This is a genomic window from Mycolicibacterium nivoides, from assembly GCF_003855255.1.
In the GTDB taxonomy this organism is placed as follows: domain Bacteria; phylum Actinomycetota; class Actinomycetes; order Mycobacteriales; family Mycobacteriaceae; genus Mycobacterium; species Mycobacterium nivoides.
The window spans coordinates 2,043,319-2,060,081 of record NZ_CP034072.1; the positions used below are offsets into that span (position 1 = coordinate 2,043,319).

Annotated in this window: 18 protein-coding genes and 1 tRNA gene; 11 read left to right on the top strand and 8 right to left on the bottom strand. The window is 66.9% G+C overall.

Going from position 1 to position 16,763, the window contains the following annotated elements:
• Positions 1–103 precede the first annotated feature (103 nt).
• Positions 104–2,026 carry an acyl-CoA dehydrogenase family protein gene (locus tag EH231_RS09735; RefSeq protein WP_124712316.1) on the top strand — a complete coding sequence of 641 codons (1,923 nt, stop codon included), beginning with the start codon at positions 104–106 and terminating at the stop codon, positions 2,024–2,026.
• Positions 2,027–2,032: 6 nt separating this feature from the next.
• Here the strand turns inward: EH231_RS09735 and EH231_RS09740 are convergent, their stop codons facing one another.
• Positions 2,033–2,524, bottom strand: coding sequence for an LppP/LprE family lipoprotein (locus EH231_RS09740; protein ID WP_124712317.1), 492 nt, complete (start codon positions 2,522–2,524; stop codon positions 2,033–2,035).
• Between the two features lie 148 nt (positions 2,525–2,672).
• Here EH231_RS09740 and EH231_RS09745 point away from each other — a divergent pair, with 148 nt between their 5' ends.
• Positions 2,673–2,987 carry a hypothetical protein gene (locus tag EH231_RS09745; protein WP_070189115.1) on the top strand — a complete coding sequence of 105 codons (315 nt, stop codon included), beginning with the start codon at positions 2,673–2,675 and terminating at the stop codon, positions 2,985–2,987.
• A 22-nt stretch (positions 2,988–3,009) separates the two neighbouring features.
• Here EH231_RS09745 and EH231_RS09750 read toward each other — a convergent pair.
• Positions 3,010–3,082, bottom strand: a tRNA-Asn gene (locus EH231_RS09750).
• A 142-nt stretch (positions 3,083–3,224) separates the two neighbouring features.
• On the opposite strand from EH231_RS09750, the gene EH231_RS09755 reads away from it, so the two are divergent.
• Positions 3,225–3,488 carry a hypothetical protein gene (locus EH231_RS09755; protein WP_090431529.1) on the top strand — a complete coding sequence of 88 codons (264 nt, stop codon included), beginning with the start codon at positions 3,225–3,227 and terminating at the stop codon, positions 3,486–3,488.
• A gap of 3 nt (positions 3,489–3,491) precedes the next feature.
• On the opposite strand, the gene EH231_RS09760 is transcribed toward EH231_RS09755, so the two are convergent.
• Entirely contained in the window at positions 3,492–3,785 is a 294-nt protein-coding gene (locus EH231_RS09760; protein WP_205264042.1) for a DUF7155 family protein, read from the bottom strand.
• Between the two features lie 61 nt (positions 3,786–3,846).
• Entirely contained in the window at positions 3,847–5,757 is a 1,911-nt protein-coding gene (gene dnaG, locus EH231_RS09765) for a DNA primase (RefSeq protein ID WP_124712318.1), read from the bottom strand.
• 73 nt (positions 5,758–5,830) lie between these two features.
• Between dnaG and EH231_RS09770 the strand changes: the two genes are divergently transcribed.
• Positions 5,831–6,670, top strand: coding sequence for an alpha/beta fold hydrolase (locus EH231_RS09770; RefSeq protein WP_090431533.1), 840 nt, complete (start codon positions 5,831–5,833; stop codon positions 6,668–6,670).
• Here the strand turns inward: EH231_RS09770 and EH231_RS09775 are convergent.
• Positions 6,667–7,950 carry a deoxyguanosinetriphosphate triphosphohydrolase gene (locus tag EH231_RS09775; protein ID WP_124712319.1) on the bottom strand — a complete coding sequence of 428 codons (1,284 nt, stop codon included), beginning with the start codon at positions 7,948–7,950 and terminating at the stop codon, positions 6,667–6,669. The genes EH231_RS09770 and EH231_RS09775 overlap by 4 nt on opposite strands.
• Before the next feature lie 59 nt (positions 7,951–8,009).
• Between EH231_RS09775 and EH231_RS09780 the strand changes: the two genes are divergently transcribed.
• Positions 8,010–10,025 (top strand): TPM domain-containing protein, encoded by a 2,016-nt coding sequence (locus tag EH231_RS09780; RefSeq protein ID WP_124712320.1) that lies wholly within the window; start codon positions 8,010–8,012, stop codon positions 10,023–10,025.
• Between the two features lie 78 nt (positions 10,026–10,103).
• Here the strand turns inward: EH231_RS09780 and EH231_RS09785 are convergent, their stop codons facing one another.
• On the bottom strand, positions 10,104–10,556 hold the full coding sequence (locus tag EH231_RS09785) for a winged helix-turn-helix transcriptional regulator (RefSeq protein WP_090431539.1): 453 nt from the start codon (positions 10,554–10,556) through the stop codon (positions 10,104–10,106).
• 245 nt (positions 10,557–10,801) lie between these two features.
• On the opposite strand from EH231_RS09785, the gene EH231_RS09790 reads away from it, so the two are divergent.
• From EH231_RS09790 to EH231_RS09805, 4 genes are read left to right on the top strand one after another with little or no spacing between them, the layout of a single operon-like run.
• Entirely contained in the window at positions 10,802–11,485 is a 684-nt protein-coding gene (locus EH231_RS09790; protein WP_090431541.1) for an SDR family oxidoreductase, read from the top strand.
• Between the two features lie 12 nt (positions 11,486–11,497).
• Positions 11,498–12,517 (top strand): alcohol dehydrogenase catalytic domain-containing protein, encoded by a 1,020-nt coding sequence (locus tag EH231_RS09795; protein ID WP_124712321.1) that lies wholly within the window; start codon positions 11,498–11,500, stop codon positions 12,515–12,517.
• Positions 12,514–13,023 carry a DUF302 domain-containing protein gene (locus EH231_RS09800; protein WP_206429645.1) on the top strand — a complete coding sequence of 170 codons (510 nt, stop codon included), beginning with the start codon at positions 12,514–12,516 and terminating at the stop codon, positions 13,021–13,023. Before EH231_RS09795 ends, EH231_RS09800 begins: the two co-directional genes overlap by 4 nt.
• On the top strand, positions 13,020–14,018 hold the full coding sequence (locus EH231_RS09805; protein WP_124712322.1) for a zinc-binding alcohol dehydrogenase family protein: 999 nt from the start codon (positions 13,020–13,022) through the stop codon (positions 14,016–14,018). Before EH231_RS09800 ends, EH231_RS09805 begins: the two co-directional genes overlap by 4 nt.
• Positions 14,019–14,092: 74 nt before the next feature.
• Here the strand turns inward: EH231_RS09805 and EH231_RS09810 are convergent, their stop codons facing one another.
• Positions 14,093–15,478: a glycine--tRNA ligase gene (locus EH231_RS09810; protein ID WP_124712323.1), complete on the bottom strand. Its 1,386-nt coding sequence runs from the start codon at positions 15,476–15,478 to the stop codon at positions 14,093–14,095.
• Positions 15,479–15,575: 97 nt separating this feature from the next.
• On the opposite strand from EH231_RS09810, the gene EH231_RS09815 reads away from it, so the two are divergent.
• Together EH231_RS09815 and EH231_RS09820 are read left to right on the top strand one after the other, a co-directional pair.
• The gene (locus EH231_RS09815; protein ID WP_164480832.1) at positions 15,576–15,944 is read left to right on the top strand and encodes an ArsR/SmtB family transcription factor; all 369 of its coding nucleotides are present in this window, start codon (positions 15,576–15,578) and stop codon (positions 15,942–15,944) included.
• A complete protein-coding gene (locus tag EH231_RS09820) occupies positions 15,941–16,339 on the top strand; it encodes a Fur family transcriptional regulator (RefSeq protein ID WP_090431552.1) in 399 nt (132 codons plus the stop codon). The genes EH231_RS09815 and EH231_RS09820 overlap by 4 nt, the downstream gene beginning before the upstream one ends.
• An 18-nt stretch (positions 16,340–16,357) precedes the next feature.
• On the opposite strand, the gene EH231_RS09825 is transcribed toward EH231_RS09820, so the two are convergent.
• A complete protein-coding gene (locus tag EH231_RS09825) occupies positions 16,358–16,717 on the bottom strand; it encodes a hypothetical protein (protein WP_090431554.1) in 360 nt (119 codons plus the stop codon).
• Positions 16,718–16,763: the final 46 nt, after the last annotated feature.

Consider the following 16,763-nt stretch of genomic DNA (forward strand, 5'->3'; position numbering starts at 1 on the left):
AGTCTTTCGCGGCGAGGTCGAGGTTGTCCAGGAAGGCTTGCCTTCCTGAACAGATCCAGGGGCAACCGTCGTATAACCACCGCCACACGCGTTACCGTCGGATATGACCTCCACTGCCGAGCATCTGCGAAACACGCTGGACGGCCGTTGGCGCGACGTCAAGAACGCCATGCGGACCACGCTGTCGGACGAGATCTTCCGACCGCACTACACCCCCAATACAGTGATCGCCCGGGCCAAGGTGACCGAGCAACTCAAGATCATGGCGGCGGCCGGGGCTGCCGAAGATGGGTTCCGCAAGGAGCACGGCGGCAACGGCGACGTCGGCGCAGCCATCACCCAGATCGAGATGCTGGCCATGAGCGACCTGTCCCTGATGGTCAAGGCCGGGGTGCAGTGGGGCCTGTTCGGCGGAGCCATCGAGAACCTGGGCACCGAACGCCACCACAAGGCCTATGTGCGCCGGCTGATCGACCTGGACGTGCTGGGCTGTTTCGCGATGACCGAAACCGGCCACGGCAGCGACGTGCAATCCCTGGAGACCACCGCGACCTACGATGCGGCGACCCAGGAATTCGTCATTCACTCCCCAACCCCCACCGCGCGCAAGGACTATATCGGCGGCGCCGCCGAGACTGCCAGAGTTGCAGCGGTTTTCGCACAGCTGATCACCCCGGACGGTGAAGGCCACGGGGTGCACTGTTTGGTGGTGCCGATCCGTGACGACATGGGCAACGACATGCCCGGGGTGACGACGTCGGACTGCCACTACAAGGGCGGCCTACCTGGCGTCGACAACGGCCGCATCGTGTTCGACCACGTACGGGTTCCGCGGGAGAACCTGCTGAACCGCTACGCCGATGTCGCGCCCGACGGCACGTACACCTCACCGATCGAGAACCCGGGGCGCCGGTTCTTCACGATGCTGGGGACCCTGATCCGCGGCCGGGTCACCGTCGGCGGCAGCGCCGCGGCGGCGGCGCGGGTGGCACTGGACATCGCCACCCGATACGCGCTGGAACGCAGGCAGTTCGAAGCCCCGAAGAGCACCGAGGAAGTCCTCATCATGGACTACCTGGTGCACCAGCGCCGGCTGCTGCCGCTGATCGCCAAGTCCTACGCGCTGCAGTTCGCCCAGAACGAGCTGGTGGCCAAATGCCATGAGTTGCAGACCTCCGACGATCCCGACGCCGAGGAGCAGCGCGAACTGGAAGCCCGCGCGGCGGGCCTGAAAGCCGCCAACACCTGGCACGCCAGCCGCGCCATCCAGGAGGCTCGCGAAGCCTGCGGCGGCGCAGGCTATCTCGCCGAGAACCGGCTGATCGCCCTGCGCGCCGACACCGACGTGTTCACCACCTTCGAGGGCGACAACCATGTGCTCACCCAACTGGTGGCCAAGGAGCTGCTCACCGCCTACGCCGACGACATCAAGGGCATGAGCCCGGTCGAATGGGTCCGGTTCGCGGCCAACTACGCCGGCGAGCGCGTACTCAAACGCACTGCCGCGGAGACCATCATCCAGACCGTCCTGGATGCCCGTCAGGACAACGAGGAGGAAGGCAGCCTGTTCAACCGCGGCACCCAGGTCAAGATGTTCGAGGACCGCGAGGAGTACATCCTGGCCTCGGTGGCGCGGCGGCTGCAGGGCAAGGCCAAGGAGATGTCGGCCTTCGACGCGTTCAACGCCGTGCAGGACCACGTGCTGCATGCCGCTCAGGCGCACATCGACCGGGTCGTCCTGGAAGCGTTCGTCGCCGGGATCGACGCCTGCGAGGACGACACCGCCCGCGAACTCCTCAACAATGTCTGCGATCTGTACGCGCTGTCGGTGATCGAGGGCGACAAGGCCTGGTTCATCGAACACCGCTACCTGTCCACCGAACGTGCCAAGGCCGTGACACGCGGGATCAACGAACGATGCCGCTCACTGCGCCCGCACGTCGAAACGCTCGTCGACGGGTTCGGTATCCCCGAGCAGTTGCGCTACGCGGCGATGCTCGACCCCGCCGAGCTGGTCAACGGCTGAGGCGCCTCATGGCTTCGGAATCGGGTCGACGGCAACCAGTTTGCCGTCGTCCCCGATCCGGAACCGAACGGTGGCGATTCCGGTAGGCGACTTGGGTGAGTCGTGGCCCTGCTGCCACTGGTAGTTCACCACCACGCTGTCGTCGGCGTTGGTGACCACGTTGATGTAGGGCCGCGGCTCCGGGGTGGCCGGGCCGATGGGGGTCTGCCGGTCGAAGAACAGCAGCTGCCCGACGCTGTTGGGATCGGGGTTGGTCTGGCCCACCTGCACCCAGTACAGCCGGCAGTTGCTGGTGTGCCCGGTGCCGATCTGGGTCCATTCCTTGCCTGCTGCGGGTGCGGGCAGTTTGGCGATCTGATCGGCGACCGTGTCGGCGCTGGGGCCGTCCGACGGCGCGCAGGTATCGGGCTTCGGCGGCGGCGCGGACGACGGACTCCAGCCGCAACCAACCGCGAGGAAACCGACGAAGGCGACGATGGCGATCAGCCGTGGGTGCACTCCCCAAGGGTAGCCAATCAGACCGGCTCAGCGAGTGGGCTGACGGCGGCGCGTCGATAGGTGACACTGTTGGCGATCTGACTCACGATCCGTATCGCGATCGGTCAAAGGACCACCGCGTGCGACCACTGACCCCAAGGAGACACTGATGGCTTGGTTCCTCGCCATGGAAGGCCCCGCCAACAAGGCCGTGCTGTACCAACTGCAGGAATCAGTCAACGTCCAACAGATCGCCGAGGAGATGGCCAGCGCGGCCACCCTCGACCGCGCGGTCCCCGTCCCCGCCGTACTGGCGAACAACCGGCAACAGGTGACGGTGTACGTGCGGCCTGCGGCTTGGGGCGTGTGGACGTTCTACCAACTGTCCGAAGAGGAGCGGAAAGCTCTCGCGTCGGCGTCCAATCCACTGGTGGAGGCGCTTACCCAGGCGGCCCGTCAGGCCCAGACCCGACCCCAATCCTAGGGACTGAGGTTTGGAGAACTTGCTCCCCCGATTGGACTCGAACCAATAACCGCCCGATTAACAGTCGGGAGCTCTGCCAATTGAGCTACAGGGGACTACCTTCCGCGGAAGCTCCGCGGCCGAGCGTTGACTCTAGCGTACGGACCGCCGCCGCCGCCAACTCGCTCCCAGACGGGCGCGTCGGGGCGGCGGTGAGGCAGGATGGAGCACAACACCTGTCGTCTGGGAGGGAACGCTGTGATCCGCTATGCCGCCGTGATCGCCGTCGGCTACGTGCTGGGCGCCAAGGCCGGGCGACGCCGCTATGAGCAGATCGCCAGTACCTATCGTGCGGTGACCGCCAATCCGGCCACCAAAGCGGTGATCGACGCCGGACGACGCAAGATCGCCAAGCAGGTGTCACCGGACCCGCAGTTCCTCACGCTGACCCCCATAGACGCAGAAACGTCGGTGTACTCCACCAAGGAGTCCACCGACGCGTCAGCGAAACGTAGCCGGTAGGGGCTAGCCGATCCCCTGGTTGATCGACGTGCCCGGCAGCAGCGGGCCGGTCACCACACCGTTCTGCCCGACGCCGACCCACGGCGTGCCCACGTTGGCGGGCATCCCGTTGGAGTAGGACAGGCACTTGCCGTCCTCCTTGTTCCCGAACCAGGCCAGGCAGGCCGGCTGGGCCGAGACCTCGGGGCCGGAGGTGGAGGTTGCGAGGAACGCCGGGGCAGCCGCGGCCGCCCCTGCGACCAGCGCGAATGCGCCGACTGCAACGTAACGCCGCGTCTGCGTGCTGAACAGTGTCACCGGGATTGCCTCTTTCGCGTGTAGGGGCCCGACTGCGCTCACCCTATCGCGATGTGGGTGATCACGCAGTCAGGTCGTCGCCGCTGGCCTGTTCGAGCAGGCTGCGTCGGTAGGACTCCATGGCCACAAGGTCACCGAACAGAGCGTGATATTCGTCTCCCTGCTCCACCGGCGACATACGTTGCAGCTTGGACTTCACCTCGGCGATCTGGCGGCCCACCCAGACTTCCTGCAGGCGGGCCAGCACGCTGCTGATGTAGCGCGGCAGGTGCTCGTCGTCCTCGACGTTGATGGCCTCGACGCCCAGCTCGTTGACCAGGCCGGCCGCCGCGGGCGATGTGGTCTGCTCGCGGACGGCCTCGATCCACTGCGCCCCGGATTTGCCCGAAGCCACGCCGCCCGCCGCCTCGATCGCCGACCGCACCGCGGCGTACCCGGTGTGGGTGAAGCTCTCGACGGTCAGCGAGTCGAACACCGGTCCGGCGATCGCCGGATACTGCAGAGCGGCCTTGAGCGCCTCGCGCTGCGGCCACAGCGTCGGATCGGTGGGATCGGGGCGGCCGATGTGTTCCGGTACCGGGGTCTGCCTGTGTCTTGCCTGTTGCCGGGCGGGCTGACGCCGCGAGTCCTTGCGGCCGCCACTGGCGTCCTCCCGCACCCGCCCGATCACCTGGGCGACGTTGTCCCAGCCGACCCAGCCGGCCAGCTGCCTGGCGTACTCGTCGCGCAGGGTCCGGTCCTTGATGCGGGCCGCGATCGGCACGCAGCGCCGCAGCGCCGCCACCCGGCCCTCGGCGCTGTCCAGGTCATGTTCGGCCAGTGCGCTGCGAATCACGAACTCGAACAACGGAGTTCGCCGCGCCACCAGGTCGCGCACCGCGCCGTCGCCGGAGCGCAACCGAAGATCGCACGGATCCATCCCGTCGGGGGCCACCGCCACGAACGACTGCCCGGACAGGTTCTGCTCGCCCTCGAACGCCTTCACCGCGGCAGCCTGGCCGGCGGCGTCACCGTCGAACACGTAGATCAACTCGCCACGGAAGAAGCTGTCGTCCATCATCAGCCGGCGCAGCATCGACAGGTGCTGCTCACCGAACGCGGTGCCACACGACGCCACCGCGGTGGTCACCCCGGCCATGTGCATGGCCATCACATCGGTGTAGCCCTCGACGACGACGGCCTGATGCCCCTTGGCGATGTCACGTTTGGCGCGGTCCAGCCCGAAGAGCACCTGCGACTTCTTGTACAGCACGGTCTCGGGGGTGTTGACGTACTTGGCCTGGTTCTGGTCGTCGTCGAACAACCGGCGCGCGCCGAAGCCGATGGTCTCGCCCGAGGACACCCGGATGGGCCAGAGCAACCGGCGATGGAACCGGTCCATCGGCCCGTGCTTGCCCTCCCGGCTCAGCCCGGCCGCCTCCAGCTCCTTGAACTCGAAACCCAAGCGCCGCAAGTGCTTTGTCAGCGTGTCCCACCCCGACGGCGCGAAGCCGCATCCGAACTGGGCAGCCGCGGCGGCGTCGAAATTGCGCTCGGTGAGGTACTTGCGCGCCTCGGCGGCTTCGTCTGAGGCCAAAGCCTCGGCGTAGAACTCCTGGGCCGCGGCGTTGGCGGCCAGCAGCCTGCTGCGGCTGCCCCGGTCGCGCTGGACGTTGGTGGTCGACGCGCCGGTGTAGGTGACGGTGTAGCCGACCTTGTCGGCCAACAACTCGACCGCCTCGACGAACGTGACGTGCTCGATCTTCTGGATGAAGGCGTACACGTCGCCGCCCTCGCCACAGCCGAAGCAATGGAAGTGACCGTGGTTCGGCCGCACGTGGAACGACGGGGACTTCTCGTCGTGGAACGGGCAAAGGCCCTTCATCGAGTCGGCCCCGGCCCGCCTCAGCTGGACGTAGTCGCCGACGACATCTTCGATCCGGACCTTTTCACGGATGGCCGCGATATCGCGATCTGAAATCCGGCCGGCCACCGGCCTAGTCTATGCGTGCCCGGAGGCGGCGTTGAGCGGGTTCGCCGCCACCTGGGGAAGGATGTGAACTGCGGTGACAAAACTCCCACCCGACTGGATCGAACGCGACGACCGCCGGGTCGCCTTCACCGCCTACGGGCCCGACTCCGGGATGCCGGTGCTGTTCATCGCCGGTGCAGGATGCGGCCGGCTGATGAGGTTCGGCGAACAGCACCTGGAGAACCACCACGTGCGGTTGATCTCGGTGGACCGGCCCGGGATCGGTGCGTCTGGTCCCGACCCGGACAAGACTTTCGACAGTGTCGCCGCGGACTTGGCCGCGGTGATCGATACCGTCGCGGGCGTCCCGGTGCCGGTTGTCGCCAACTCTCAGGGCGCACCGTTCGCGCTCGCCCTGGCCGAGACCGGGCGGATCGACGGACTGGTGCTGGTATCGCCGATCGATGATCTCGGCTATCCGCCGGTGACCGCGCTGTTGACCCCGCCACACCGCGAATTCGTGACGGCGATCGCCGCCGATCCGGACGGCGCCGAGCACGATCTCTCCGGCTACACCGCTACCGCACTCTTCGACATGATCATGACCGACTATCCGGTATCCGACCGCGTCGTCTACGACGATCCCGGCTTTCGCACCATGTTGCGGGCGGCCCTTGTCGACGGATTCGCCCAGGGGCCGGCCGGATACGCCCGCGACACCGTGCTGGCGACTACACCGTGGCCGGCGCATCTGCTGACTCCCGCCACCGATGTGCAGTTGTTGTTCGGCAGCGACGACACCGTGCACTCCCCCGATCTCGGCATCACCCTGGCCGGCCGGATACCCGGAGCCAGTCGAACCGTCGTCGACGGTGTGGGCGGCGCGTTGCTGTGGGCGTACCCCGATCTGGTGCTGCGCCGGTTGAGAACCTAGTCGGACATCGGCCTGGGCGAGCGTGCCTCGTGCACTCGCTCCAGCCGGCTCTCGGTGTAGGACGCAATCTGGTCGACCACCACGCGCAGCCGGGCGCCGTCGTCGGCCGCGAGGTCGAACTCGGGCGCGAACTGTGGGTCCAGACTGCCCGGCGCCTGCGCCCACAATGCGAGGGCCACTTCGTGGATGAGCGTGCGCTGATCGGCCTGGATCTGCAGGTGCCGGTGGTCGGACATGATGAACTGCAGCGCCAGCATCTTGAGCAGCACCACCTCGGCGCGGACCAGCGGCGGGACGGTCAGGTCGGCATCAAAACGACGTAGCACCGCTCCGCGATCCCCGGCGACCGCCCGGGTCTGGGTGATCGCCGCATTGGCAAAGCGGCCGACGAGTTCACTGGTCAGGGTCTTCAGCGCCACCGAGGACGCCAGGGTGCCGTCGTACTTCCCTACTGCGGCCACCACCGGAACATGTGACAGCCGCTCGGCGGCGGCCAGCAGGTCGTCGTGACTGACCGTGGGAAAGGACCTGGCGCCCAGATCCGCCAGCGAGGCGGCGGCATCGGGATCGCCGAGCACCCGCAGGTCGATGCGTCCGGAGATGACGCCGTCCTCGACGTCGTGCACCGAATAGGCGACGTCGTCGGCCCAGTCCATCACCTGGGCCTCCAGGCACGGCCGCTCGGCGGGTGCGCCGGCTCGCACCCAGGCGGCGGCATCGGCGTCGTCGTCGTAGAAGCCGTACTTCTTGCGGGTGCCGAAGCTGGGCCATGGATACTTGGCGACCGCGTCCAGTGCGGCCCGGGTCAGGTTGAGCCCGGCCGAACGCCCCTCGGCATCAAGGACTTTGGGCTCCAGTCGGGTGAGGATCCGGAAGTTCTGCGCGTTGCCCTCGAACCCGCCGAACGGTTTGGCGATCTCGTCGAGGGCACGCTCGCCGTTGTGCCCGTAGGGCGGGTGGCCGATGTCGTGGGCCAAGCCGGCCAGGTCGACCAGGTCGGGATCGCAGCCGAGCCCGATCGCCATGCCGCGTCCGATCTGGGCCACCTCAAGTGAATGGGTGAGCCGGGTGCGCGGGGTGTCACCGTGCCGCGGACCGACCACCTGGGTCTTGTCGGCTAGCCGCCGCAGCGCCGCGCTGTGCAGCACGCGGGCCCGGTCGCGGGCGAAGGCGGTCCGGTGCTCGGAGTCGGTCCCGGGCAGCGCAGCACCCTTGGGCGCCTCGACCACCAGACGTTGCCGGTCGAAGTCGCTGTAGCAGGCCTGCGTATCCCCGTTCACCGACGCACAGTCTGCCAGGAAGCGACGCTGAGACCCCGCAGCGCACTAGATTGACGGTCATGCGTATCGCCCGTGTGCTGTCCATGCTGCTCGCGATCCTGATTGCCGGACTGCTGGTCGCCCCCGGCGCGGCCGCCGAACCGCCGTTGCGGCTGGCCACCCAACTGACCGACAACTCCGGGGCGCTCTCGGCGGCCCAGCGCGGCAACCTCCAGCGCGCGATCGACAGACTCTACGAGGATCGCCACATCAAGCTGTGGGTGATCTTCACCGAGGATTTCTCCGGGCAGGGCCAGGCGGCCTGGGCCCAGAAGACCATGCAGCTGAGCGATTTCGGTGACGACGACGCGCTGCTCGCCGTCGCCACGGTAGACCGGGCGTTCGCCTTCCAGGTGCCCTCCACCGTCACCACCTCGGCCCGCGCCGATGACATCCGGCGCGACAGCATCACCCCGGCCCTTCGCCGTGACGACTGGGCCGGCGCGGCGATCGCAGCAGCCAACGGGCTGAACTCCGAACCCGAATCCCCCGCCGCGCCCGGCATCTCGTGGCCGGGCGTGCTGATCGCCCTCGGGGTGGTGCTGGTTCTGGTCGGTCTGCTGTGGTGGTGGTCGCGCCGTCGCCGGACCAAGCGCCGCCACGCCGAGTTCGAGGCCGCCAAGCGGGTCGATCCGACAGACGCCAACGCATTGGCCGCGGTGCCGCTGGAGGCGCTCGACCAGCTGTCTCGCTCGATCGTGGTCGACGTCGACAATGCCGTGCGCACCAGTGAGGCCGAGCTCGAACTGGCTGTCGAGGAGTTCGGGGCCAAGCGCACCGAGCCGTTCACCGCGGCCCTGGCGAACGCGAAAACCGCCCTGGCCCAAGCCTTCACCGTACGCCAGACCCTCGATGACGACGTGCCCGAGACGCCGCTGCAACAGCGGGAGATGCTGACCCGGGTGGTGGTGTCGGCAGCCACGGCCGACCGTGAGCTCGACGCCCAGAGCCAGGCGTTCGAGCAGCTGCGCGATCTGGTGATCAACGCCCCGACGCGGCTGGACGCCATGACCCAGCAGATGGTCGACCTGACCGCCCGCATCGACCCATCCCGGCAGACCCTGGAAAACTTGCACACCCAGTTCGACGCGGCCGCTCTGACTTCGGTGGCGACGAATGTGGACACCGCCAAAGAGCGGCTGGCGTTCGCCGATCGCAGCATCACCTCGGCCCGCAGCCTGGTATCCCGGCCGGCCACCGACCAGACCGCACTGGTGGACGCGGTGCGCTCGGCCGAGTCAGCCCTGGATCAGACCCGCACCCTGCTCGACGCAGTGGACAGCGCGGCCTCCGATATCAATCGGGCACTGGCCGACCTGCCCGCGGCCATCACCGATATTCAGGCCGGTATCGACCAGGCGAATTCTCTACTGGGGCAACCCGGTACGCCGCAGGCCGACAAACTCGGTGCGGCCCGTGACGCCGCGAAGAAGGCTGCCGACGATGCGACGGCCAACGGGAAGGCCGACCCGCTGGGCACGTTCACCCGGCTGACCAAGGCCGACGCCCAACTCGATCAGCTGCTGGCCGGCGTGCACGAACAGCAGGAAGCTGCCGAGCGGCTGGCCCGGGCGCTGGAGCAGGCCCTGTTCACCGCCCAGTCCCGGATCAAGGCCGTGTCGGACTTCATCGAGACGCGGCGCGGCAGCATCGGACCGGAGGCCCGCACCCGGCTGGCCGAGGCGCAACGGCAGCTTCAGGCCGCCGAAGCCAAGCGGGCCGGCAATCCCAACGAAGCGGTGGCGCACGCCAACGGGGCCTCGACGCTGGCCGCCCAGGCGCAGGGCCTGGCCAATGATGACGTGCGGGCCGCGCAACGGTCGTACACGACGCAGTACGGCGGCGGGGGCGGCTCCGATATGGGCGCCGTACTCGGCGGCATCCTCATCGGCAACGTCCTGCGCGGCGGCGGCGGTTTCGGTGGCGGCTTCGGCGGAGGGTACGGGGGCGGCCGCGGCATGGGGCGCCCGACGTCCTATGGCGGCGCGTCACATTCGTCGGGCCGCAGCTACGGCGGCGGTGGCGGTCGCTTCTGATTCAGCTCTTCGCGCGAGCAATGTCCCCCAATCCGTGGTTTCGGGGGGACATTCACGTCTGCTCGGCTTGATCGGGAGCTAACCGGCGTAGTTCTCCGTGAGGGTGACATTGCCCTTGGGCACCCAGGTACCGTCGCCGCGGCGGAATCCGATCCGGGCGAGCTCCCCGGTATCGGTGTCGATGAAGCGGTAGCCGGTGCCGTGCGGCCGCGCCAAATGCTTGTGGCCCCATTGCCCCATCGCCGCCAGCACGGGCACCAGATCTCGGCCGGCATCGGTCAGAACATAGCGGCTACGGGTGCGATCGCCCGGCTCCCGGTAGTCGACGGCCTCGAGGATGCCGGCCGCCACCAGTTCGGACAGGCGCGCGCTGAGCACATCGGAAGCCACCCCCAGGTGCTGGCGGAACTCGGAGAACCGCGACCGGCCCAGCAGCGCCTCCCGAATGATCAGGATGGCCCACCGCTGCCCCAATACCGACATGGTGCGGGCGATCGGGCAGGCGTCGTCAGTCCACGGATCCGTGCGCATCCTCACATCATAGCTGGGTTGGCAATCCAAACCCAGCCTGATAACTTGGCGAAGGTGACAGTGAGACCGTCAGCAGAGTTGGCCGTCGCCACCAGACGCACGCCGCGTTCTCAACTAGCGGAGCGGAAACCCCTGGCGAGGGCCGGGCGGGCATCACAGCGCCCGTGGGTGGCCGATAGTCGGTCTCGTGATCGCATCTCAATTCGTACGTGCTCGGATGAGCCACGGAATCAAAGGAGATCGACATGACAGCAACGGCAACCCCGGTCGAAGGTGCGACGGCACTGGTGACCGGCGGGCAGCAGGGCCTGGGCAAAGCTATCGTCGACGCGTTGCTGGAAGCCGGTGCGGCCAAGGTGTACTCCACCAGTCGCCGCCCCGGAACCGCGACTGACCCCCGAATCGCGGTGGTGGAAGCCGATGTCACCGATGGAGATTCGGTGCGACGGCTGGTCGAGATCGCCGGTGACGCCACCATTGTGGTGAACAACGCCGGAGTGCTCGGCGGCCAGTCGTTGCTACACGACGACGTTGAAGATATCCGTGCGGTGCTCGAGACCAACCTGTTCGGCGCGCTGCGCGTCACTCAGGCTTTCGCACCCAAACTGGCCGGCCGCAGCGGCACCATCGTCAACATCGCGTCCGTACTGTCATGGCTGCCCGGCTTTGGCTCCTACGGAGTGTCGAAGGCCGCCCTGTGGTCGGCGACCAACTCGCTGCGCCTGGAACTGCGCGAACAAGGCACCAACGTGATCGGGGCGTACCTCGGCTACACCGACACTTCCATGATCGCCGACCTCGACGTACCCAAGAACGACCCCGCTGACGTCGCACGCCAGATCGTCGACGGAATCATCTCCGGTGCGCCCGAAGTACTCGCCGACGACCTCACCCGTCAGGTGCACGCACCCTTGTTCGCGGCCTCGTAGGAGAACTCCGTCATGTCGACGTATCGGGCCTATCAAGTGACGGGCCAACGCAATTTCGAGCTGGTCGAACGCCAGCTGGTCCCGCCCGAGCCCGGCCAGGTGCGGATCCGGACGCTCACCTGCGGCGTGTGCCACAGTGACGTCCTCGCGGTTGAGGGCCAACGACCCGATCCGCAGCAGCCCATCGTCCCTGGCCATGAGATCGTCGGGATCATCGATGCGGTTGGTGACGGGGTGGGCAACTGGGCTGTGGGCGACCGAGTCGGATTGGGATTCCTCGGCGGACAGTGCAATTCGTGCGACTTCTGTCGGCGCGGCGACTTCGTCAACTGCACCGATCAACCGCTGCCGGGCACCAGCACGGACGGCGGATACGCGGAGATCGTCTACGCCCGCGCCACCGGACTGGTACGCGTCCCCGACGGACTCGATGCCTCGGTGGCTGCCCCCCTGCTCTGCGCGGGTGTCACGGTGTTCAATGCGCTTCGCGGGACCTCAGCCCAGCCTGATGCGCTGGTCGCGGTGCAGGGCCTGGGCGGCCTGGGCCACCTGGGTGTGCAATACGCCAAGAAGCTCGGGTACCGGGTTGCAGCGATCGCACGCGGATCGGAAAAGGCCGCACTGGCAACCACTCTCGGTGCCGACCACTATATCGACAGTGCGGCTGATGATCCAGGTGCAGCGCTGACCGCCCTGGGGGGTGCGACCGCCATCGTCGCGACCGCGGCCAGCGGCGCCTCCATGAGTCCGCTCGTGGCCGGTCTGCGTCCGCGTGGTCAACTGGTCGTCGTCGGTGCCGCCCCGGATCCCATCGAGGTCAACACCGCTGACTTGATCTTCGGCGGGCGCAGCATCGTCGGCAGCCTGACCGGCTCGGCGGCCGACAACGAGGACAATCTCGCTTTCAGCATGGACAACGGCATCGCCCCGATGGTCGAAGCGATGCCGTTCGAGGATGCACCGAAGGCCTTTGACCACATGATGTCCGGTCACGCGCGGTTCCGGGTGGTCCTGGAGATCGGAGCCCGATGAGTACCACCGTCGAGCATCCGAACCGGCGGCTGTTGATCAGCCTGCCCGACGACTACGAGCAAGCCCGTACCCGGTACGAAGCTCTCGTTCCCGCAGTCGACATGGCGGCCTTCGCGGCGACATCGACCTGGGACGAAGTGTTGGCCGAGGCGAAAGCTCAGGCCCCTCACGGGTTCCTGCGCTACTTCCGCATCGACATCGCCCCGACGATGCTCGGATCGGCGGCAACCTGGCCTGCCACCCAATACCTGATGGGCAATCACACGATCGCCGAACGCATGTATCGCCACGATCCCGGCATCATGCTGCACGCACCGCTGCGCACCCTGCTCTACGAAAGCCCCGACGGCACCGTGTTCGCCGTCGATCAGCCCAGCCTGCTGTTCGCCAGCTATGACAAACCCGAAATCGCATCCGTCGGAATGGAACTCGACGCGCTGTTGGCAACACTGATCGGCCTGCTGGGCGGCGACATCCCCGAGGAACTGCAAGGACACCAGGCATGACGACCATGTCCGCGATCGGCTCGTTCAACGCTCTGCCGGTCGATGACCCGCAGGCGTTGCAGGACATCACCGCCGACGTTCCCGAGCTACGTCCGCACGATGTGCTGGTGCGGGTTTTGGCGGTCTCGGTCAACCCCGTCGACATCAAACGCCGTGCCGGACTTTCGGCTTCGGCTACCCCGACCATCCTCGGCTACGACGCAGCCGGTGTCGTCGAGGCAGTCGGCCCGGAGGTGGCCACTCTCGCCGTCGGCGACGAGGTCTGGTATGCCGGCGATATCAGCCGGCCCGGCACCAACGCTGAATTCCACGCCGTCGACGAGCGCATCGCCGCCCGCAAGCCGCAGTCGCTGTCGTTCGCGGACGCCGCAGCGCTACCGCTGACCACCATCACGGCGTGGGAGACACTGTTCGAGCGTTTCGCCTTGACCGCCGGCTCGACCGGTGACCTGCTGGTGCTCGGCGCAGCCGGCGGCGTCGGGTCCATCATGATCCAACTGGCGAAAACACTCACCAAGACCCGCGTCATCGCGACCGCGAGCCGCGAACCCTCCCGCACCTGGGCGACCAATCTGGGTGCCGACGTGGTCATCAACCACCACAATCTGCGTGACGAGGCACTCGCGACCGCACCGGACGGAATCGACTACCTGTTCTCCCCCCACTCGGCGGGCAACGTCGACACCTACGCCGAAATCATGCGGCCATTCGGCCACATCACCGCAATCGACGAGCCACCGGGGCTGGACCTGGTCGCCCTGAAAGAGAAGAGCATCGCCTGGCACTGGGAACTGATGTTCACCCGGTCGTTGTTCGGCTTCGACATGAGCTACCAGCAGGAGTTGCTCACGCGCACAGCACAGCTGGTGGACGACGGGAAGCTGCGCAGCACCGTCACCAAGACCATCGCCAGTTTCGACGCCGAGGGGCTACGGCAGGCCCACCGCGATGTGGAGTCGGGCCGCATGGTGGGGAAGGTTGTCGTCACCCGTTAGCAGCGCGAGCAGACGCGAAGGTGCCCAAAACCGATGGTTTAGGGGCACATTCGCGTCTGCTCAGCGGGAAAGGGTCAAGCCCCCTTGAGCCGTACGGCCAGGTAATCCGACACCTTGTCCAGCGCGATGCGCTCCTGGGTCATGGCGTCGCGCTCACGGATGGTGACCGCGTTGTCCTCCAGGGTGTCGAAATCGACTGTCACGCAATACGGCGTGCCGATCTCGTCCTGGCGACGGTAGCGCCGGCCGATCGCGCCGGCGTCATCGAACTCGACGTTCCAGTACTTCCGGAGCTCGGCGGCCAGATCTCGGGCCTTGGGCGACAGGTCGGCGTTGCGCGACAACGGCAGCACCGCGGCCTTGACCGGGGCCAGCCGCGGGTCGAGCTTGAGTACGGTGCGCTTGTCCACGCCGCCCTTGGCGTTGGGAGCCTCGTCCTCGGTGTAGGAGTCGACCAGGAACGCCATCAGCGAGCGGGTCAGGCCGGCCGCCGGCTCGATCACGTAGGGCACGTAGCGGGTGTCGGTGCCCTGGTCGTAGAACGACAGGTCGGCACCGGAATGCTTTGAGTGCGTGGACAAGTCGAAGTTCGTGCGGTTGGCGATGCCCTCCAGCTCACCCCACGGGTTGCCGGCGAAACCGAACTTGTACTCGATGTCGACCGTGCCGTCGGAATAGTGCGACAACTTCTCCTTGGGGTGGTCGTAGAGGCGCAGGTTGTCCCGGTTGATGCCGAGGTCGACGTACCACTGCAGCCGGGTCTCGATCCAGTACTTGTGCCACTCACCCGCCGTCGAGGGCTCGACGAAGAATTCCATCTCCATCTGCTCGAACTCGCGGGTGCGGAAGATGAAGTTGCCCGGCGTGATCTCGTTGCGGAAGCTCTTGCCGATCTGGCCGATGCCGAACGGCGGCTTCTTGCGCGCGGTGGTGACCACGTTCGCGAAGTTCACGAAGATGCCCTGGGCCGTCTCCGGACGCAGGTAGTGCAGCCCCTCCTCGGACTCGATCGGGCCGAGGTAGGTCTTGAGCATCATGTTGAAGTCGCGCGGCTCGGTCCACTGACCCTTGGTGCCGCAGTCAGGGCAGACGATCTCGTCCATCGGCACCGAATCCGGGTCCTCGAGACCCTTCTTCAACGCGTACGCCTCCTGCATGTGGTCCTGCCGGTGCCGCTTGTGGCAGTTCAGGCACTCCACCAGCGGGTCGTTGAAGACGTCGACGTGGCCGGAGGCCACCCACACCTGGCGCGGCAGAATGATCGCGCTGTCCAGGCCGACGACGTCGTCGCGTCCGGTGACCATGGACTTCCACCACTGGCGCTTGATGTTCTCCTTGAGCTCGACACCGAGCGGGCCGTAATCCCACGCGGACTTGGTGCCGCCGTAGATCTCACCGGACTGGAAGACCAGGCCACGGCGTTTCGCCAGGTTCGCAACGGTATCGATGATGGATGCCACGGTGCATCAGCGTAGCGACCAGCGTGCCGCCAGCGATAATCCGCCGCGACCGCGGGAGCGTTTGACATGCGATATCGCGCATGTATTCTGACCCGTAATGGAAACGATTTCCAATATCACGGTAAATCAACACGACGACGCTCGCGAGCACAAAGCCGCCCCGGCATCGGAGATGCCGTCGCGTGAGGTCCTCGACACCGCAGGCGAGCTGCTGCGTGCGCTGGCCGCGCCACTGCGGATCGCCATCGTCCTGCAGCTGCAACAGTCCCAGCGCTGCGTCCACGAATTGGTCGACGCACTCGCCGTGCCGCAGCCGCTGGTGAGCCAGCACCTGCGGATTCTCAAACAGGCCGGGGTGGTGGCCAGCGAACGCGCGGGACGTGAGGTCCTTTATCGCCTCGTCGACCATCACCTGGCCCACATCGTCGCCGACGCGGTCGCGCACGCCAGCGAGGAACAGCGGTGACGGGGGCGGTCCGGTCCACCAGGCAGCGCGCGGCCATCGCCGACCTGCTCAACGAAACCGAGGGATTCCGCTCAGCTCAGGAGCTGCACGACGAGCTACGCCGCCGCGGCCAGGGCATCGGCCTGACCACGGTGTACCGCACCCTGCAGGCCATGGCCACCACCGGCAGCGTCGACACGTTGCGCACCGACACGGGCGAGTCGGTCTACCGGCGTTGCTCGGACGACCATCACCACCACCTGGTGTGCCGGGCGTGCGGCGCGACCGTCGAGATTTCCGGTGGCCAGGTCGAAGCCTGGGCCGCTGACGTGGCCCGCGAGCACGGTTTTTCCGACGTCAGCCACACCATCGAGATCTTCGGGATGTGCCGCGGCTGCGGCGACGGGGTCCAGTAGGCAGGGCGGACTCGACGCTCAACCCGACAGGACGCGGTAACCCAGCGTGTAACCGATGCTCCCGGGCACCCCGTTGACGGGGATATCGAGGAACTTCTCGTTGGGTTTGTTGATGTCGACGGCCTCGATGATCTGATCGCCGAGTGCTTGGTTGGCCGGCCCGGTGAGGCCGATGTGGATCTGCGTATCGCTGGTGAATCCCACGAACATCTGGTTGTCGAACTCGAAGAGGTTTCGCTCGAGTTCGCCGTTCGGCTCCAGCTGCACGGTGGTTCGCAGGAAACGGTCGCCGTTGGGGAGGAACACCACGAAGTTCACCTGCTTGGGAAATTGCAACGGCCCGGTCAGGTCCATCAGCTTGAGAAGCGGAAACGCCATTTCAAAACCCCCTGTTGGCATTGAGTAGATGCGTCACCGATCCTTC